Raw genomic sequence first — 19,911 nt, 5'->3', positions numbered from 1 at the left:
GGTTTTAACCTTTCTTGGGCGCGTAAATATCAGTACACGTTCCTTCAGCCACTTCCGCAGCGAAGTTGAGTGTCTCAGATAAGGTCGGGTGCGGATGAATCGTCAGCCCGATATCATGAGCGTCTGCATTCATCTCTAGCGCTAAGACCGCTTCAGCGATTAACTCACCGGCGTTTGAGCCAACGATACCGGAACCTATCAGGTGTCCGGTTTCCTTGTCAAACAGCACCTTAGTCATTCCTTCATTACGACCACGGCTTAGAGATCGACCGCTGGCTGCCCAAGGGAATACACCTTTCGTGTAGGCGATACCTTTAGATTTACAGCTCTCTTCAGTCTCACCCATCCAAGCAATTTCAGGGTCAGTATAAGCGACTGAGGGAATGGTGCGCGCATCAAAATAAGCTTTGTGGCCTGCGATAACTTCAGCAGCAACCTTACCTTCGTGAGTTGCTTTATGAGCAAGCATTGGCTGACCAACAATGTCACCAATAGCAAAGATATGATCAACATTGGTACGCATCTGGTTGTCAACGTTGATAAACCCACGCTCATCAACCTGTACGCCTGCAAGATCAGCATCAATAGCCAAGCCATTCGGGCTGCGTCCAATAGCAACTAAAACACGGTCAAAGGTCTCGGTTTCAGGTGCTTTATCACCTTCAAAATGACACACCAGACCTTCATCAGTTGGCACAATTGCGGTGACTTTGGTATTGAGGTAAATATTTTCATATTTAGCCTTGATGCGCTTTTCCAACGGGCGAATCAAATCACGGTCTGGCCCGGGAATTAGGCCTGGCGATAATTCAACGACTGAGATTTTAGCGCCCAGTGCGTCGTAAACAGTTGCCATTTCCAGTCCGATAATTCCACCACCAACAACCAGCATACGCTCAGGTACTTCTGCCAGTTCCAATGCTCCGGTCGAGTCGATAACGCGAGGGTCATCCCATGGAATAAACGGCAGTTTAGTCACCCGTGAACCTGCTGCGATAATGCAATTATCGAAACTGATCACCTGCGAACTACCGTCTTCATCCGTGACGCTTAGGGTATTGGCCGAGGAGAATTTACCGTAGCCTTTCACAATAGTGACTTTGCGTTGTTTCGCGAGACCTTTCAATCCGCCTGTTAATTTGCCTACTACATCATCTTTATGTGCACGCAGCTTGTCCAAATCAACTTCTGGCTCAGAGAAAGTCACACCCTGATGAGCAAATTCTGCAGCTTCATTAATGATCTCTGCAGTATGTAGCAGTGCCTTCGAAGGAATACAGCCTACATTTAAGCAAACACCACCAATATTCTCATAGCGTTCAATCATAATGACATTCAGGCCAAGATCCGCTGCACGGAATGCGGCGGTATAACCACCAGGCCCGGAGCCCAGCACAACCACTTGAGCATGCTGATCGGATTCACCACTGAAGGTAACAGCCTGAGGCGCAGGTGCACTAGGCGCAGCTGCTGCTTCGGTAGGCTTTGCTGCTTGTGCAGCAGGCGCTTCTGGTGCAGCTGCCGGAGACTCTGGTTTCTCTGCTGATGCATTCGCTTCCAACTTTAAAATCGGACTGCCTTCTGCAACTGTATCACCTACATTTACATAAATAGCTGTAACGGTACCGCTATCAGAACTTGGAATTTCCATGGAAGCCTTGTCAGACTCCACAGTAATCAAAGAATCTTCAGCAGCAACTACATCACCCACACCAACTAATAGTTCGATGATTTCGACACCATCAAAATCACCGATATTCGGGACTTTTACATCAATTTCCTGACTCATGGGATTCTCCTAAACCAGTAAACGACGTACATCGCTTAGCATGCGACATAGGTAAGTTGTGAATTGAGCACCAGCAACACCGTCAATCACACGATGATCATAGGACAGTGATAACGGCAAGATCTGGCGAGGCTTAAACTCATTACCATCCCAAACCGGCGAGGTACGTGTATTAGATACACCCAAAATAGCCACTTCAGCACCATTAATAATCGGTGTGTAAGCCGTGCCACCAACACCACCTAAGCTTGAGATAGTGAAACAGCCGCCTTGCATTTCAGCAGGCTTGAGTTTCTTGTTACGCGCTTTACCCGCGTATTCACGAATCTCATTAGAAATCTCAACCAAAGACTTCTTATCTGCATCAGTGATCACAGGAACCACCAAGCCATCAGGTGTATTCACTGCAATACCGATATTGAAGTATTGCTTCATGATCAGATTTTCGCCTGATGAGTCCAAAGAGCTGTTAAAGCGAGGGAAGGCTTTCAAGCTGGCAACGACGGCCTGAACAATGAATGCCAGCGGTGTAATTTTCACCCCTTCTTTTTCCATTTCCTTAGCAACTTGCTTGCGGAAGATTTCCATTTCAGTGATATCAGCTTCATCGAACTGTGTGACGTGAGGAATGCTTACCCAACTGCGATGTAAGTATTCACCCGTTAGCTTATTGATCTTGCTCAGTGGCTGAGTTTCGATATTACCCCATTTGCTGAAATCAATCTCAGGCATAGGTGCGATACCCAGTGGTGTATTACCACTTGGTGCGGCTTTTGCCGGTGGTGCCGTCATTACTGACTTCACGTAAGCGAATACATCTTCTTTTATGATGCGTTGCTTGCGACCAGTACCACTGACTTTACCCAGGTCTGCGCCTAACTCACGGGCGAGACGTCGTACCGATGGGCTGGCATAAGCTCGCTTAAACCCAACATTATCAATCTTTGCCGTTGGTGATGGTTTAGCTTGCTCAGCTGGCGCAGCGGCTGCAGGAGCAGGTGATGGTGTTGATGATGCCGGTTGAGCAGGCGCAGCAGCTGGTGCAGCGGCCTGAGCCGGGCTTGCTGTCGCAGCATCTGCTTCAAGTATTAATACCACACTACCTTTAGATACATTGTCGCCAATAGCAACTTTAATTTCTTTGACTGTCCCCGCATCCGAGCTAGGAATTTCCATAGAGGCTTTGTCGGATTCAACTGTAATCAGCGAGTCTTCCACTTCAACACGATCACCGACAGAGACTAATAACTCGATTATCTCAACCGAATCAAAGTCACCGATGTCAGGTACAACGATTTCTTTTGGACCTGCAGCGACAGGAGCACTCGCCGGTGCGGCTGCAGGTGCCGGAGTTGGCTCAGGTGTTGCCGGCGCAGGTGCAGCCTCAACAGCAGGAGCTGGTACTGGTGCTTCTGCAGCGGGTGCATCAGCATCAGCTTCAATCGTCAGGATCACACTGCCTTCAGCGATTTTGTCACCAATATTGACAGCAATTTCTTTGACAACTCCAGAGTCAGAGCTAGGGATTTCCATCGACGCTTTATCAGATTCAACCGTAATCAGTGAGTCCTCAGCTTCAATGCGATCACCCACAGATACCAATAGCTCAATGATTTCAACTTCATCAAAGTCGCCGATATCGGGCACAATAATGTTTTTAACAGACATAATTACTTCCTCAGGCCTTTAATGGGTTAATCTTATCTGCGTCAATACCATATTTTTCAATGGCTTCAGCAACTTTAACGGCAGGTAGTGTTCCTTCATCTGCTAACGCTTTTAGCGCAGCAACCACTACGTGGAAACGGTCAACTTCAAAGTGACGACGCAGTTCTACACGAGTATCACTTCGCCCGAAACCATCTGTTCCCAATGTTGTATAGCGGGCAGGAATCCACTGACGGATTTGCTCAGAGTACTGCTGGATATAATCCGTTGCCGCAATGACCGGGCCACGGTGTCCCTTCAGTTGCTCAGCTACATATGGTGTACGCTGATCTTCGAGCGGGTGTAGACGATTCCAGCGATCTGCATCCTGTGCATCACGAGCCAGCTCATTGAAACTTGTGCAGCTCCAAATGTCCGCATCCACACTCCATTCCTTATTAAGAATTTCAGCCGCTGCGATAACTTCACGAAGAATCGTACCGGAACCCATGAGCTGAACCTTCTTCTTCTTCTTTCCACCACCTTGAAGCAAGTACATACCTTTCAGAATGCCTTCTTCAGCGCCCTCAGGCATAGCAGGCATCTGGTAGTTCTCGTTCATTGATGTGATGTAGTAGTAGATATCTTCCTGATCTGAGTACATGCGCTTCAAACCATCATGGATGATAACGGCCATCTCATAAGAATAAGTCGGATCGTAGCTAATACAGTTAGGAATCAGTGCAGCCTGAACCATACCGTGACCATCCTGATGCTGCAGACCTTCACCTGCCAGTGTCGTACGACCAGCAGTTGCACCGACTAAGAAACCACGTGCACGAGAATCACCAGCTGCCCATGCCAGGTCACCGATACGTTGGAAGCCGAACATTGAGTAGTAGATATAGAACGGAACCATGTTAACAGCGTGCGTGCTGTAAGAGGTTGCCGCAGCGATCCACGATGAGAATGCACCTGCTTCGTTGATACCTTCTTCAAGAATTTGACCAGTCTTATCTTCTTTGTAGAACATAACCTGCTCAGAATCCTGAGGCGTGTATAACTGACCAACCGAAGAGTGAATACCCAACTGACGGAACATACCTTCCATGCCAAAAGTACGGGCTTCGTCAGGGACGATTGGAACAATGTGTTTGCCCAGTTTCTTGTCACGAGTAAGGATTGTTAAGATACGTACAAATGCCATCGTAGTGGACATTTCACGATCGCCAGATCCTTTAAGGATCGGATCAAGAACCGATAACTCAGGAACCGTCAGTGGAGCAGCTGTGGTGTTTCGCTGAGGGAGTGAGCCACCTAACTCTTTACGACGTGCCTTCATGTACTGAATTTCTTCACTATCTTCAGGAGGCATGTAGTAGTTGGCTGCAGCAGCATCCTCTTCACTGATTGGGATGTTGAACCGCTTAGCGAACTCCATCATCTCTTCTTCATTCAGCTTCTTCTGACCATGAGTTCGGTTTTGGCCCTGACCCGCAGAGCCCATGCCGTAACCTTTTACTGTGTGTACAAGAATGACAGTAGGTTGACCTTTGTGGTTAACAGCCGCGTGGTATGCCGCGTAGACTTTATGAGGATCGTGGCCACCACGGTTCAATCGCCAGATGTCATCATCAGTCATATTCGCCACCATCGCTTTTAGCTCTGGTGAAGCACCAAAGAAATGCTCACGAACATACGCACCATCTTTAGCTTTGTAGTTTTGGAATTCACCATCAACCACTTCCATCATGCGACGCTGAAGGATGCCATCTTTGTCTTTAGCCAGTAATGGATCCCAATAAGAACCCCACATGACTTTAATCACGTTCCAGCCAGAGCCACGCAGATTAGCTTCAAGTTCCTGAACTATTTTACCGTTACCACGTACCGGACCATCAAGGCGCTGAAGGTTACAGTTGATTACCCATGTTAGGTTATCCAGCTGCTCACGACCTGCCAGTGAACAAGCACCCAGTGATTCCGGCTCATCCATTTCACCATCGCCAAGGAATGCCCAGACGCGACGATTCTCAGTATTTGCCAAACCTCGTAAATGTAGGTATCGCATGAAGCGGGCTTGATAGATTGACTTAATCGGGCCAAGACCCATTGATACTGTCGGGAACTGCCAGTAATCAGGCATTAACCACGGGTGAGGGTATGAGGACAGACCACCGCCATTACTTTCCTGACGGAATTTATCCATTTCTTCAGTCGTGATGCGACCTTCTAAGAAAGAGCGAGCGTAAATACCCGGTGTAATATGGCCTTGGTAGTAAATCAAGTCACCACCGTTCTCTGCAGAAGGTGCTTTCCAGAAGTGGTTAAAACCCACGTCATAAAGCGTTGCAGACGAAGCGAACGATGCGATGTGACCACCTAGCTCAGATGCCTTTCGGTTAGCGCGTACCACCATCGCTGCAGCGTTCCAGCGTATGTATGTACGAATTCGGCTCTCAATCGCCTGATCACCCGGAATTGGGGCTTCAAGGTGAGGCGGGATGGTATTGATGTATGCGGTGTTCGACGAGTAAGGTAAGTTAGCGCCGTTGACTCGTGCGGTTGATATCAATTTTTCAATAATAAAATGAGCACGTTGCACGCCTTCTGCTTCAATTATCGCCGAAATAGATTCGGTCCAGTCGGTCGTTTCTTGTGGGTCAATATCCAGATCAGGGTTATTGATCGACATAGTAAGGTCTCTCCTCTGGTGTATGTGTGGCTTAGGATAACAGTGATTTAATTTTTTGGGTAGTTAAAATCAATCAAAAAATAACAATTTGTAAAACAATTACTTAGCGACGTAAAATAAAATTAAAGTCGTTTATACATTTTCTTTAACGATGATTTAAATCTTAATGCGGTGTTAATTTATTTTTCATTACTGTAAGATTCCTAAATGACTGAAGAATCCCAAATTTACCCTCTAGGAGGGCGTTTCAGAGGCTTTTTGCCAGTGGTCATTGACCTTGAGACAGGTGGTTTCAACCACAAAACCGATGCATTGCTGGAAGTGGCTGCCGTTTTTTTACGTCGCGATGAGCAGGGCGACTTGCATCGACTAAAGACACTGAGCTGGCATGTGGAGCCATTTGAAGGGTCTAACTTAGACCCAAAATCACTAGAAGTAAATGGAATTGACCCATTTCAACCGTTTCGTCAGCAAATAGCGGTTGATGAAAGTGTTGCGGTAAATGAAATGTTTAAAGCTGTCCGGCAGGAAGTTAAACTGAATGAATGCAACCGCGCGGTGTTAGTGGGGCATAATGCAGCTTTTGACCTGAACTTCCTGAACGCTGCGGTTGAGCGCCTTGGTCAGAAGCGAAACCCGTTTCATCCCTTCAGTACCTTTGACACTGTAACTTTGGCTGCGATGGCTTTCCAGCAGACTGTGTTGGCACGTTCAGTAAAAAGAGCGGGATTTGACTGGGATGCTTCAGAAGCCCATTCCGCGGTTTATGACGCTGAGAAAACGGCTGATCTGTTCTGTCATATAATGAATAAGTGGCGTGCTAACGTACCGGACTGATTCATGAGCTCGCCGTTTCAGCCGCTTGCAGACCGAATGCGTCCGGAAACACTGGACGATTATGCGGGACAGTCACATCTACTGGCGCAAGGTAAGCCGTTGCGTGCAGCTATAGATCAGGATCGCTTACATTCCATGTTGTTTTGGGGCCCACCCGGAACAGGTAAAACCACTTTAGCCCGATTAATTGCCAATTATAGTGGTGCTGCTTTTCAGACATTGTCAGCGGTATTGTCAGGTGTTAAAGATATTCGTTTGGCAGTGGATCATGCACGTCAGCACTTTGATATGACGCAAAAAGCCTCTGTGCTATTTGTCGATGAGGTGCATCGGTTTAATAAAGCACAACAAGATGCGTTTCTACCTCACATAGAAAATGGCACATTCGTGTTTATTGGCGCTACTACGGAAAACCCATCCTTCGAACTGAACAATGCTTTACTGTCTCGTGTGCGCACCTATGTGTTGCGCTCACTTACTTCAGAGGAAATACAGAGTGTTATTCGTAGAGCATTGATGGATGACGTTAATGGCTTGGGTAAACTAAGTCTGCAAGTATCTGATTCTGTGATTGAAAATATTGCCTCTGCCGCTGATGGTGATGCAAGACGTGCTTTGAATTGGTTAGAGATTGCGGCAGATCTCGCTGAGACAAAGCAGGGTCAAGCACATCCTGTGATCTCAGATGCGGTTATACGGGAATTAGCCAGCGAGAACACTAACCGGTTTGATAAAAAGGGTGATTTGTTCTACGAGCAAATTTCCGCATTACATAAGTCAGTGCGCGGTAGCAACCCGGATGGTGCGTTGTACTGGTTTTGCCGAATGTTAGATGGGGGTTGTGATCCACACTATATTGCACGGCGTATCGTTCGAATGGCCAGTGAAGAGGTTGGTAACGCCGACCCGAGGGCGTTGTCATTATCTTTGGATGCCTGGAATACTTATGACCGGCTTGGAAGCCCCGAGGGAGAATTGGCTCTGGCACAGGCTGTGCTTTACTTAGCCGTCGCGCCCAAAAGTAATGCCGCATACACCGCCTATAATCAAGCCCGGGATGATGCTGCTATTTCAGGTAGTCATGATGTGCCGATGCATCTACGCAATGCACCGACCCAGCTAATGAAGGGCATGGGATTTGGGGATGGCTATCGATATGCCCATAATGAGGAAGATGCTTATGCGGCAGGTGAGACTTATTTGCCAGAGCCGCTGGAAGGACGTCGGTATTATGAGCCAGTAGCGCGTGGTCTGGAGATAAAAATTCGCGATAAATTGAACGCACTTCGCGAGCGGGACGAAGCGGCCCGCGCTAAAAAGCGTTGAATGATTGCTCTTACTGTAGATTATGACGAGTTACTGGTAAACTGTTCAAATAATTGATACTCAAGGTTCTGATATGTTGTTGGATTTTGGATCAATGCGATTAAATTGGGCGTTAAACTTATGAATATCACTGTCATTATTAGTATTGTTTTTCTGGTCATATTGATACTGCTGATCTTAGCTTTTTTTCTTTTCTTCACCCGTTCAACAAAGGAAAAATCTTTTGTACGCACAGGTTTCGGTGGTGAAAAAGTTTTCATGGACAGCGGTGGTTTCGTATTCCCTGTGCTTCATGACAAGATTGATGTCAATATGAAGACGCTGAAAATCGTCATTAGTCGAAGTAATGAAAAGTCACTGAGAACGCGTGATCGTATCAAAATCAATGTTAATTCAGAGTTCTTTCTTCGTGTTGAGCCAGTAAAGGAATCTATCTCAAGAGCCGCGCAAACGCTGGGTTCAAAGACCATGGACTCCGAAGCACTGAAAGAGCAGGTAGAAGGTCGTTGTGACGACGCATTGCGACGTGCTGCAGTCTTGATGGATCTGGAAGATCTGAACGATAAGCGCAAAGAGTTCGGCCTGAATGTCGAAGAAGGTGTTAAGACGGATTTATCAAAAATGGGTTTAATGTTGGAATCTGTCGCATTGACTCAGCTCAATCAGGCAAGCCTTGACTATTTTGATGCTGAGAATGCATTCGACGTACAGGGTCGAACTTACGTCATGGAAAAAATCGCTGAGAACGAAAAAAGACAAAACGAAGTTGAGAATAATAAGAAGGTTGCCATTAAAGAGGGTGACTTAGCGGCGCATAACAAACAGCTGAATTTAGAAGAACAGGAAGCGGTCGCTGATCAGCAACAACAGATGAAAATTGCTGAAGCAAAGTTTAAGACGGATTTGCAAATCGAAGAAGCCCGAATTCGTACTGAAGTGGAGCTGGAAGAAATTCGCCGTCAACAAAGCTTGGCGCTGGCTGCTGCTGAAAAGTCGGTCGCCGAAAGTTGGATTATCACTGATGAAGTGAAAGCTGCTGCTGCTGCAAAGAAAGAAGAGATTGTGACTGCACAAGAGAAGGCGCAAGCTGAGCGGACCCGTTTAGTTGAAGTCATCAGCGCTGAGAAAGAGGCAGAGCGCCAAAAAATATTTGCAGCTGCTCAGGCAGATGCAGAGGTGCGTGAGGCGGGTGCTGCCAAAGTACGTTTTGAAGTCGAGGCGAAAGGAAAAACTGCATTAAACGAAGCGGCTAATATGCTTTCTGATAAGCAAATAGCAATGCAAGTTAAGTCTCAAATAGTTTCTCAATTACCTGATATTATTCGTGAAAGTGTTAAACCATTAGAGAATATCGACGGTATTAAGATTATGCAGGTCGATGGTTTCTCAAATGTTATTGGACGCGGTGGTGCGGCTGGTGGATCAGGCGGTGGCGGTGCTTCTGCCGGATCAGGTGGTTCCGGAGGCAGCAATGGCGGTGGTAGTCTTGCGGATCAAGTTGTTGATAGTGCGTTGCGTTATCGCGCTCAGGCTCCAATGGTCGAGTCTTTACTTAATGAAATCGGTCTAAATGGTTCTGGCATAAAGGATTTAACTAAAAGTTTGCAGCGTGAAATGAAACCAGAGTCGAATAAGTCCACACCGGAGCTTGGTCAGGTCTCTCGTGCTAAAGAGAGTATTGGTGAGGCAGCTCTGGCTGATCAGGACACTGAGTCCTCCAGTTTCTTCAGCTTTGGCGAGGTGGATGACGCTGCTGAGGATCACGAAGATACGCCGAAATAAGCACTCGCCTGTAGGTGGGTTAGGCTTTGTAGTCTTTGCCAGTAAATACTGTTCTATGATACCTCGGTCAGGTGCTTCAAAAGCTTTGACCGAAAGTCACGTCGATGTAATACCAGTACAACCCAAGTGATAATAGCGATGTAAATCAGTGGGTGGATAAACCAGCTGATCGTGGCCAGTGCAAAATAATACGCACGTATTCCATCGTTAAAATGCTCAGCCCCCAAGCTACTGAGTTTTCCCATTAACTCTGCTTGTTGCGCGTCTTTTCGCAGGTCTGCTGTTTTAGCGTCTGGAACGGCTGCCATCACAACAGCGCTGTATGAGTGTTGCTTGATTGCCCAGCCAAATTTAAAAAACGAGTAGACCAAAATGACGATCAGTAAGCCTATCTTCATTTCTACAGTCGCTATGTTAGTAGACTGCATGAAGGAGAGCTGATTGACGATCATGACTATTTGTTCTGATGCACCCATGGCTGCAAATAAACCGGCAGTGATGAAGATTGAGGTGGAACAAAAGAATGTCACCACATTATTAAGTCCGGTGATGACTTGCGAATCCACGATGCGATTATCACGCCTTAACATGCTTAGCGACCAGCGCGCACGCCACTCCCGCATCTTCGACATCAATGATCTGGGGTTGTTATTTACGTAGTGGCTATAGCCTATCCAGCATAGTAAAAACCACACGAGCGCAAAGATATCGAGTAGTGAAAGTGAGAGGTTGTTTAGTTGCATAAAAGACCTTTAATCACTGCCGAGAATTGATCATAATGCACCGCTCCAAAATCATTAAAAAATAAGCTTATGATCGCTATTGCAGAACGTATCGCAAATGAACTCAATGTCAACACTCAGCAAGTCACTGCAGCAGTGGCATTATTAGATGAGGGGGCTACAGTACCGTTTATTTCCCGATATCGCAAAGAGGTGACAGGCGGTCTTGATGATGGCCAAATGCGCCTTCTGCTGGAACGACTGGGCTACCTTCGTGAGTTGGAATCGCGACGTGATGCAATTATTAAACTCATCGATGAGCAAGACAAGCTAACGCCTGCTTTGAAGAAGGATATTTTAGAAGCTGACAGTAAAACACGTCTGGAAGATCTTTATTTACCATTTAAGCAAAAGCGAAGGACCAAAGGCCAAATCGCGATTGAAGCAGGAATAGAGCCTTTAGCTGAAGCCTTGCTACAAGACCCAAGCCTTGACCCCGAAGTGGAAGCAGCCAAATACATCAACGACTCAGCAGATTTCAAACAAGCGTTTGAAGCCACTAAAGGCGTACTTGATGGTGCCAAATACATTCTGATGGAGCGTTTTGCTGAGGATGCAGATCTGCTGGCGGATATTCGTCAGTATATGGGTGATCAAGGTGAATTAAAGTCGACGGTTGTTCCCGGAAAAGAGCAGGAAGCGGCTAAGTTTAGTGACTATTTTGATAATACAGATCAACTGAAGAAAATGCCTTCTCATCGTGTTCTGGCGATGCTTCGGGGGCGTAATGAAGGTTTCTTGCAGCTAAAAGTGGATGCGCCGGATGATGGCTCTGATACTCATCCCTGTGAATTTAAAATTGCCAAGCGTAATGGTATTCAGTCGCAAGGCCGTAAGGCAGATGACTGGCTCAATGAAGTGGTGCGCTGGACCTGGAAGATAAAGCTACAGCTGAAAATGGAAACTGAGCTATTAGCAGAAATTCGTCAGGCAGCAGAAGTTGAGGCAATTCATGTATTTGGGCAAAACTTAAAAGACTTATTACTGGCAGCACCGGCAGGACAGAAAGCAACGATGGGACTGGATCCTGGTCTCAGAACTGGTGTGAAAGTTGCTGTCATCGATAGTACTGGTAAGTATCTGGACTCAATGGCGATATTCCCTCACCAGCCACGCAATCAGTGGGACGAGTCGATTGCTCTGCTCGCGAAGATGGCTGCTAAACATAATGTTAATTTATTGGCAATTGGTAATGGTACGGCATCGCGTGAGACTGATCGTCTCTGTGCTGAGTTGATCAAAAAACACCCTGATCTTGGCTTACAGAAAATCATGGTGAGTGAGGCAGGTGCATCGGTATATTCTGCTTCAGAAATTGCCGCTGCTGAATTCCCAGAGCTGGATGTGACGATTCGGGGGGCTATTTCTATAGCGCGCCGGTTACAAGACCCACTGGCGGAGCTTGTTAAGATTGACCCTAAGTCGATTGGTGTTGGTCAGTATCAGCACGATGTGAATCAAACACAACTAGCGAAGAATCTGGACTCTGTCGTTGAGGATTGTGTGAATTCAGTAGGTGTAGAGGCAAATACAGCGTCTGCTGCGGTATTGAGTCATGTGGCAGGTTTGAATAAAACCATTGCGCATAACATTGTGGCGTATCGTGATGAAAACGGTGCGTTTACCAATCGCAAGCAATTGAAAAAAGTCCCGCGTTTGGGTGAGAAAGCATTTGAACAAGCTGCTGGTTTCATACGCATTCGCAATTCGGATAACCCACTGGATGCCTCAGCAGTACATCCGGAGTCTTATTCAGTGGTTCAGCGTATGCTGGCAGATACTCAGTGTGATATTAAGCAGTTGCTGGGTAATAAGCAGAACTTGTCGAAACTGCAAGCTGAGAAATACATCGATGAGAAGTTTGGTTTACCAACTGTAACCGACATTATTTCTGAACTGGATAAGCCTGGTCGTGATCCTCGTCCTGAGTTTAAAGCCGCTGTGTTTAAAGAAGGTGTTGAAAAGGTTTCGGACCTGAAGCCGGGAATGATTCTGGAAGGTACAGTCAGTAATGTCACACATTTCGGAGCTTTTGTTGATATCGGTGTGCATCAGGATGGCTTAGTGCATATTTCAGCGATGTCGGACAAATTCATCAAAGACCCGCATGAAGTGGTCAAGGCTGGTGAAATTGTGAAAGTGAAGGTGATGGAAGTTGATTTGGAGCGTAAGCGGATTGCGCTGAGTTTACGCCTTGATGATCCATTGGAATCAGAAGCTATGACCTCTAAGAAGTCCGGTCAGAATAAACCGAACCAGAATAAATCTTCTCGCACTCATTCGAATAAGCCTAAAAGACAAGGTAGCGGTCAGAGTTCACAGGGTTCAGGTAGCAATAATGCGCCGGTAAACAATGCGTTTGCTGAGGCATTTGCTAACGCAAAGAAAGGTAAGTAACACTTCGATAATGAGTTCGCCCAAATAAGAAACCGCGGTAGTTACAATACCTACCGCGGTTTTGTGTGCTATTGAATTGACTAGATCAAGGTTTGGCGGTGTTTGCCGCCAGCTTAATCAGTGCCCTCAAGCTCAGAGTGATTCTATGAAATGTTTGATTCTCTGAGCAGCTTCAATACATTGAGCAGGCTCAGCCACTAAGGCTAAGCGAATTCTGTCCGCACCAGGGTTAAGTCCATCTACTTCTCTGGATAAGTAGCTGCCCGGAACCACATTCAGGTTCTCTCGTTCGAAAATATCACGGGTAAAGCTGACATCATCAATCGGCGTTTTAGCCCAAAGATAGAAGCTGGCCTGAGGTTGAGGAATTTCCATGACTGGCGACAATATCTCCAGCACGGCTTTGAATTTTTCGCGATAAAGCCGGCGGTTTTCCTGTACGTGTGTTTCATCACCCCATGCCACGATACTAGTGGTCTGGGTATGAGGCGGCATTGCGCAGCCGTGATAAGTGCGATACAGCAAAAAGGATTTCAAAATCTCTGCATCACCAGCAACAAAACCAGAGCGTAGGCCCGGTGCATTGGAGCGTTTAGATAAGCTATGGAATACTAAGCAGCGGTTATAATCTGTATTACCGACACTCGCAGCCACCTGAAGTAATCCCGGTGGTGGGCTTGATTCATCTAAGTAGATTTCTGAATAGCACTCGTCGGATGCAATAACAAAGTCATATTTTTCAGCGAGTGCTAGTAGTTTTTTGATTTCGCTAATAGGTGTGACAGCACCTGTTGGGTTGTCCGGTGTGCATAAGAAGAATAACTGACAATCCTGCCATGTTTTTTCGTCAACCGCGTCTAAGTCGGGAAGGAAATTATTCTCTTCCAGAGATGGCAAATATACGGGTGTAGCACCTGCCAACAACGTCGCCCCTTCATAAATCTGATAAAACGGATTTGGCATCAACACTTTAGCATTAGGTTTGCGTTCAATCAGACATTGAGTAATTGCAAATAGTGCTTCACGAGTACCATTGACCGGTAGTATTTGAGTGTCTGGATTAACACCTTTTTCAGGAAGATTAAAACGTTTGATTAGCCAATCAGCGATAGCTTCCCGCAGTGCTGGTATGCCCTTAGTGCCGGGGTATTGTGCAATCTGTGAAATACTGTCTTTCAGGCTGTCGAGAATAATGGCCGGTGTTGGGTGTTTGGGCTCACCAATTGATAGTGATAGTGGTGACAATTCAGGATTCGGCTGAACACCTTGTTTAAGAATTGCGAGTTTTTCGAAAGGATAAGGCTGTAGCCGTTGCAGGTCTGAATTCATGGTCTGAGGGAAATAGCAAAAGTGTGATTATAGCCTAACTGCTATTTCTTTTACCCAAAAAAAGTGCCGTCCGAAGACAGCACTCTTAAACGTAGGGTTTAAATAAACGGTATGGTTTGGTGACCTTGCCAGGGATGCTGGTTTTGACGCCAGATCCGCTGAGCCAAGGTTGCATATACCTGACGGAAGTCTGTGGTATGTGCCACATTACCATTCGCATCAAGCTGGTTCATATTGGGGTGTCGACCATATAGACCACCGCGGATTCCACCACCCATTACAAATTGTGCTGACGCCGTACCATGGTCAGTACCGCCACCGCGATTTTCAGCAGCGCGTCGACCAAATTCAGAGTAAGTCACAACCACGACTTTGTCCCAAAGACCATTTTGTTTCATGGTATTTGCAAAGCGTGATAGGGCATGATCAACCTGATATAGCACGTTGTTGTGTCGGCCAACCTGACCGGAGTGCATATCAAATCCACCCTGAGTTACTTTGTAAACAGGGGAGTCGATACCGGCAATAATCATTTGCGCAACTGACTCAAGACTATGACCCAGCACGCCCTTGCTTCTGCTTCTCTTTTGATTGCGCAGGCTTCGTGTCATTTTTTCACGAAGCTGCAGACCAACTTCATAAAGCTGGTTTTGTGTCTGTGTCAGATGCGCAAGGGCCGGTGTGGAATTCACGGGGGTGATATTCTTGATTGATTTTGACTGCTTAACGAACATGTGAGGGCTTTGCATGCTAACGCTGTTGAGTCGTGCGCTGTGCAAAGGTCCGAGGCTACCGCCGTCGTTGCTAACACTGATACCGTGAAGCCCTTGCTTAACACGTGGCAATACATGCGTTAACCAGCCATCGTCTAAAAATTGGTTGGCGTTAGAACCGGAGTCCCAAATGTCCATGGAACGGAAATGTGACAGCACGCCACGAGGGTATCCAATGCCCTGAACCCAGGCCATGTCACCTTGTTCCCAAATTTTCATTAATTGTTGCAGGCGAGGGTGCATACCCATATCGCCTTGTCCTAGTTTTAGGACTTTTCTTTCGTCTATCTTGAGAGTCGGGCGAAGTTTCTTATACGCATCGTCCATATAAGGAACGAGTGTGTTGAAACCATCATTTCCACCTTTTAGCTCTACTAAAACGACAATTTTTTCAGGGCTTCTGCCAGTTGCAGAGAAGGCCATCTCCGGAACGAAACCAGCCGCTGAAATTAAACCTGAATACTTTAAAAAATCACGACGATCCATAATAATTTCCTCGACTATTAACTAACTTGGTAAGCAGGGTCCAAAACCAGTGCACGAACCAGGCGTTGTCGCCCTGGCTCAGTCGGTAATGGATTGAGTGGAGTTACCGGTAACAGCCAGGTAATTAATTCTTCATCGCTACAATTTGGCATGTGCTGCATCATTCTCGCATCATTCGTTTTGCGCAAATTGCCGCGTGTTAGATTGGTTAAAATACCGCTACGACGCATTAATGATTGCGTGCTAATCCAGCTTTCACCACCATCCCAGCCTTTAACACTAGGGTGAGCAAATAGCGACTGCCCCATGAGGGAGAGATTGTGCGATAAATTATTGGTGCGTAAGCGATATGGTAGTGCTCGCATCGTACCGATAGTGAGCTCGACAGGAGACTTAATCAGACCACCCATATTAGATGGATGCCAGAAAGCATCACTACCAAGTACCGCCATTAGTAGCGTTTTGATATCGTAATTAGAATTACGGAATATCTGCGCCCACTGACGGGTATAGCCAGGATTTGGTCGGGAGGTGTTAATAAACTCAGACCACATCTTTTCTGCAATTGTTTCAGCCGTTCGTGGATGCTTTAGCAAAATCTTAAGAATATCTTCACCCGTGAAATTACCGCGCTTACCCATGAAGGTTTTGATTCCTCTGTCATGTAGCTCCGGGCGGAAGCGGTATTTACCCGTGCGATCATCAATGCTCCAGCCGGTGAAGGCTCTGGCAGCTTCTTTGATGTCGCGCTCTGAGTAGTAGTGCGTGCCGCCTAAAGTGAACAGTTCCAATAGTTCACGGGCAAAGTTTTCGTTAGGGTCTTCTTTGACGTTTTTGTAGCCGTCAAGGTAAAGCAGCATTGCAGGGTCTTTAGAGATAGCAAATAACAGGTTGCCATAGTTACCCAGTGCATGACGGCGCAGAGTCTGGTTTTGCTCCAGAAGCGCACTCGGCTGCTTGGTGCCATCAATATTTGACGGGAAGTGGTTATGCCAAAACAAAGTCATGCGTTCCAGAAACGGAGATTTGGTGGTCAGCATATGATTTGCCCACCAGTTCTGAATTGCCTTGCCTTCAGTCTTAGCCATGCGCTGCATGTTACGTTGTCGCGCCATGGAATTACGATTGCCCAACGTTTTACTCCAAGCGGATGTTTGAGGCATCCTTGGTGTTTCATAGTTGACGGCATTTAGTGTGTGGATTATCGCATCGCGCATGTTTAAATTTTTATAGCGCTGAATAGTCTCCCACTCGGCCCCTATACTGGTTCTGGATACCAGATGACGGGCTTTGAAAAGTCCTAGTTTCCCCATTGAAGATGTACTCGCATTATTTTTGTTATTGCAGGGTATGACAATAACAGTTTGGATTAGTTCACCGAGAATATAGACAAATTATTTTGTACATACTAATTACTCTCTTGGTAAAAGCTAATCAAGTTAATTTATAGGTTATGCTCGGGACCTGATATCAATGACCACTTACAACTCAAACAGCATTGTTTCATCCCTAAATAAAACAAATCGATGTCATTAGTAATAATATTTACCAGGCAGCTCTCTCAAAGCTCGGGAGATACTAACAATAATTAATGGTTTTTTGGGTTACCGTTTAGAGATCTTTAATTAATATATGTTAATCTCGACCTCGTTTTAATGCATATCAAGGACGGAGCATGCAGAAAGCAATAACACCAGGCGCAGTTATCGAACGACGCTATCAAATACAAAAAAGAATCTCAGATAATACCCTTAATTGTTGTTACCTTGCGGAAGATGCTAACCAGAGTAACCGATTGGTTGTATTGTCTTTTCCCCGAATTGAATTGCTGATCCTGCCCGGATTTGCCAGTGCCTTCAAAGATGCCTGCGATAATCTGGCGGCGGCCCGTATCAGTGGCGTTGTTAAGGTGTTGGATAATGGCTTGTATGAGTCACAGCCTTTTGCAGTGCTGCCCAACATCACTCATGACTCACTTAAGACGCTTTTTCAAAAGCAGATCAGTGATAAACAAACGGTTTCTGTTGAGTCTGTCTTAGATTGGGCAGCCCCATTGGCTGTGTCGCTGGATGAGCTGCACGATGCAGATTACATTCATAGTAACGTTCGTCCTGACAGTGTGTATGTTAGTACTCAACAGGTGCTATTGGGCGACTTCATTACCGAATTTTCCTTGCAAAGAATGGGCAAGTTTAAGAATGCGATCAGCACGCTTGATGTAGCAGGCCATCTGGCGCCGGAATATTTAAAAAGCTTCTACACACCAAATTACGATCAATATTTGCTGGCTACATTGGTTTATGAATCATTATCCGGAGTTCAGCCATTCACTAACATGAACAGTGGTGATGACTACCGTATGCATGTTGCAACACTGATTGCTGACCCTCTGACAGAGCACCGTCCGGATCTTCCTGAAGTCTCTGACGTACTGGCTAAAGCGTTATCTCGTAACCCGAGTAAACGATTCAATTCATGTCGTGAATTTATTTCACAACTTCAGGAGCTTCAGTCAGTGGTTGTGCCAGCGATAACGGCGTCATCGTCTAAAGTTGTGGCTCTAAAACCTGCTCTCAAACAGACGGCTGAGCAAACGGAAGAGGTACCTGCTGAGCCAATCATCACCTCTATTCGAAAAGAGAACACGGGAGCCAGAAGCAAGAAAGGATTGATGCTGTTAGGTGGTTTACTTCTGGCATCTGCAGCAGTGGCGTATACCGTAATTAGTCAAAACAATGCTGACCAGATTACTTCGACCAGTAGTCGTGATAGTGCAGCATCTTCTGCTGCAGACATCGCGGCAGTTCCAGTGACAGTAATCGAAACAACTCCTGCTTCCAATGTTAAGGCGGTTGATGATGTGGCTACAACGTCGTCTGCGGCTACAGCCTCAGGTGAGTCTGATAATTCCACGACTGCTAAAGCGGATGTCGAGCAGAGTGCGTCGGCCACAAAAGTTGATCCCGCCGACAGTAACGAGCTGAAGAGCTTGATTCAAAAAGAGGCGCTATTAGCCCATCAGCAACTGACACAGTCTGGAGAAGATGCTGCTCTCGATGCTGAGGTAGCATCCAATTCAACAACTCCCCCTGAGTCTCCTGTTAAACCCAGTGTACAAGACCTTGCGGGGCTGGCCGCGCTCGTCAATAAAGCAGTCAATGCGGGTGAGCAAGATTTTTTGGCAGCTCAGAAAAAAGCGGCTAATACGCAAGAGACAGCAAGTACAGCTACTGCCATCAATGTGGTTGCTATTAATAACGAGGTGGCAATTGCCAATACTGAAGCAGTGAATGAGGCAAGTACGGAGGAGGAGCAACCACCAACAGAGCAAACTGATCTAGCTGGTGAAGATGAACAGAGCGCTGATCAGCAACGGATCAATCAGGAGCTCCTCAGGGCTCAGGCTTTGGTCAGATCCAGAGAAGCAGAGGCCAGAAGAGCAGCTGTAGCTGCCAAGGCTGCGAAAGAGAAGGCAGAGGCTGAGGCGGCTAAGAATAGTAATGATACTGTCAGAAGTAATACCAATGGTCAAGCGGATGCTAACCAAGATAGTGCTACTGCAGAAAGTGATCAGGACTCAAGTCAGGTAATCGCAGTAGGCAGTCAAGGTCAGGCGATGCCAATCGAAACGTCTGTTGGCACTAGTCAACCTAATGGTGCACCTAACTCTGGTAATAACAGCACACTTCAGTCGCAGCTTCAGGAACGCCAACGTCTTCAGGCATTCAAAAAGAAGGAAATGGCAAGGATAAAAGCGGTCACTGATGATTGCACGGTAGGTGGTAAAATACATCGTGAGGCAGCGGCAGGAAATCTTACATTTGTAAAATCGTGTATGGCAGTGGGAGTTGATCCTAACGTTGCTCAAAGTAATCGCTGGACGCTATTGCATATTGCGGCGCGCAGTGGACACTTGAATATGAGTAAGCTGCTGATTGCCAAGGGTGCGAGAGTCAACGCCAAGGCAGCAGATGGTCAGACAGCTTTAGATATGGCAATTGCGCAGAAGAAAAGCAAAGTGGTTGATTACCTGAAAACCCGAGGTGGGGTGACGACTCGTTAATCATC

General features: G+C 46.4%; 12 protein-coding genes. 5 read left to right on the top strand and 7 right to left on the bottom strand.

Annotated elements, in window-relative coordinates:
• Positions 1-4: 4 nt before the first annotated feature.
• From lpdA to aceE, 3 genes are read right to left on the bottom strand one after another with little or no spacing between them, the layout of a single operon-like run.
• Complete coding sequence (gene lpdA, locus DKW60_RS16140) at positions 5-1,789, bottom strand: dihydrolipoyl dehydrogenase (protein WP_109838695.1); 1,785 nt, start codon at positions 1,787-1,789, stop codon at positions 5-7.
• A gap of 9 nt (positions 1,790-1,798) precedes the next feature.
• Positions 1,799-3,457 (bottom strand): dihydrolipoyllysine-residue acetyltransferase, encoded by a 1,659-nt coding sequence (gene aceF / locus DKW60_RS16135; RefSeq protein WP_181389745.1) that lies wholly within the window; start codon positions 3,455-3,457, stop codon positions 1,799-1,801.
• 10 nt (positions 3,458-3,467) lie between these two features.
• Positions 3,468-6,131, bottom strand: a complete 2,664-nt coding sequence (gene aceE, locus DKW60_RS16130) for a pyruvate dehydrogenase (acetyl-transferring), homodimeric type (protein WP_109838693.1) — start codon at positions 6,129-6,131, stop codon at positions 3,468-3,470.
• A gap of 207 nt (positions 6,132-6,338) precedes the next feature.
• Here aceE and rnt point away from each other — a divergent pair, with 207 nt between their 5' ends.
• The 3 genes from rnt to DKW60_RS16115 all read left to right on the top strand — a co-directional run bounded on the left by rnt (position 6,339) and on the right by DKW60_RS16115 (position 10,076).
• Positions 6,339-6,968, top strand: coding sequence for a ribonuclease T (gene rnt, locus DKW60_RS16125; RefSeq protein WP_109838692.1), 630 nt, complete (start codon positions 6,339-6,341; stop codon positions 6,966-6,968).
• 3 nt (positions 6,969-6,971) lie between these two features.
• Positions 6,972-8,294 (top strand): replication-associated recombination protein A, encoded by a 1,323-nt coding sequence (locus DKW60_RS16120; protein WP_109838691.1) that lies wholly within the window; start codon positions 6,972-6,974, stop codon positions 8,292-8,294.
• Between the two features lie 120 nt (positions 8,295-8,414).
• On the top strand, positions 8,415-10,076 hold the full coding sequence (locus tag DKW60_RS16115) for a flotillin family protein (protein WP_109838690.1): 1,662 nt from the start codon (positions 8,415-8,417) through the stop codon (positions 10,074-10,076).
• A 53-nt stretch (positions 10,077-10,129) separates the two neighbouring features.
• On the opposite strand, the gene DKW60_RS16110 is transcribed toward DKW60_RS16115, so the two are convergent.
• Positions 10,130-10,819, bottom strand: coding sequence for a DUF599 domain-containing protein (locus tag DKW60_RS16110; protein WP_109838689.1), 690 nt, complete (start codon positions 10,817-10,819; stop codon positions 10,130-10,132).
• 69 nt (positions 10,820-10,888) lie between these two features.
• On the opposite strand from DKW60_RS16110, the gene DKW60_RS16105 reads away from it, so the two are divergent.
• Positions 10,889-13,255 carry a Tex family protein gene (locus tag DKW60_RS16105; RefSeq protein ID WP_109838688.1) on the top strand — a complete coding sequence of 789 codons (2,367 nt, stop codon included), beginning with the start codon at positions 10,889-10,891 and terminating at the stop codon, positions 13,253-13,255.
• Between the two features lie 132 nt (positions 13,256-13,387).
• On the opposite strand, the gene dapC is transcribed toward DKW60_RS16105, so the two are convergent.
• The 3 genes from dapC to DKW60_RS16090 all read right to left on the bottom strand — a co-directional run bounded on the left by dapC (position 13,388) and on the right by DKW60_RS16090 (position 17,156).
• Positions 13,388-14,584: a succinyldiaminopimelate transaminase gene (gene dapC, locus DKW60_RS16100; protein ID WP_109838687.1), complete on the bottom strand. Its 1,197-nt coding sequence runs from the start codon at positions 14,582-14,584 to the stop codon at positions 13,388-13,390.
• Between the two features lie 98 nt (positions 14,585-14,682).
• Positions 14,683-15,843, bottom strand: coding sequence for a DUF1501 domain-containing protein (locus tag DKW60_RS16095; RefSeq protein WP_109838686.1), 1,161 nt, complete (start codon positions 15,841-15,843; stop codon positions 14,683-14,685).
• Between the two features lie 17 nt (positions 15,844-15,860).
• Complete coding sequence (locus DKW60_RS16090; protein WP_109838685.1) at positions 15,861-17,156, bottom strand: DUF1800 domain-containing protein; 1,296 nt, start codon at positions 17,154-17,156, stop codon at positions 15,861-15,863.
• 362 nt (positions 17,157-17,518) lie between these two features.
• Between DKW60_RS16090 and DKW60_RS16085 the strand changes: the two genes are divergently transcribed.
• Positions 17,519-19,906, top strand: coding sequence for an ankyrin repeat domain-containing protein kinase (locus tag DKW60_RS16085; RefSeq protein ID WP_109838684.1), 2,388 nt, complete (start codon positions 17,519-17,521; stop codon positions 19,904-19,906).
• Positions 19,907-19,911 lie beyond the last annotated feature (5 nt).

Source organism: Leucothrix pacifica, from assembly GCF_003172875.1.
GTDB lineage: Bacteria > Pseudomonadota > Gammaproteobacteria > Thiotrichales > Thiotrichaceae > Leucothrix > Leucothrix pacifica.
This window is presented reverse-complemented; position numbering and strand designations above follow the sequence as displayed.

Bases quoted from the DNA above. Each gene is read 5' to 3' on its own strand.
- lpdA (WP_109838695.1), bottom strand. From the start codon at position 1,789: ATGAGTCAGGAAATTGATGTAAAAGTCCCGAATATCGGTGATTTTGAT.
- DKW60_RS16085 (WP_109838684.1), top strand. From the start codon at position 17,519: ATGCAGAAAGCAATAACACCAGGCGCAGTTATCGAACGACGCTATCAA.
- DKW60_RS16095 (WP_109838686.1), bottom strand. From the start codon at position 15,843: ATGGATCGTCGTGATTTTTTAAAGTATTCAGGTTTAATTTCAGCGGCT.
- DKW60_RS16090 (WP_109838685.1), bottom strand. From the start codon at position 17,156: ATGGGGAAACTAGGACTTTTCAAAGCCCGTCATCTGGTATCCAGAACC.
- DKW60_RS16115 (WP_109838690.1), top strand. From the start codon at position 8,415: ATGAATATCACTGTCATTATTAGTATTGTTTTTCTGGTCATATTGATA.
- aceE (WP_109838693.1), bottom strand. From the start codon at position 6,131: ATGTCGATCAATAACCCTGATCTGGATATTGACCCACAAGAAACGACC.
- dapC (WP_109838687.1), bottom strand. From the start codon at position 14,584: ATGAATTCAGACCTGCAACGGCTACAGCCTTATCCTTTCGAAAAACTC.
- DKW60_RS16105 (WP_109838688.1), top strand. From the start codon at position 10,889: ATGATCGCTATTGCAGAACGTATCGCAAATGAACTCAATGTCAACACT.
- DKW60_RS16110 (WP_109838689.1), bottom strand. From the start codon at position 10,819: ATGCAACTAAACAACCTCTCACTTTCACTACTCGATATCTTTGCGCTC.
- DKW60_RS16120 (WP_109838691.1), top strand. From the start codon at position 6,972: ATGAGCTCGCCGTTTCAGCCGCTTGCAGACCGAATGCGTCCGGAAACA.
- rnt (WP_109838692.1), top strand. From the start codon at position 6,339: ATGACTGAAGAATCCCAAATTTACCCTCTAGGAGGGCGTTTCAGAGGC.
- aceF (WP_181389745.1), bottom strand. From the start codon at position 3,457: ATGTCTGTTAAAAACATTATTGTGCCCGATATCGGCGACTTTGATGAA.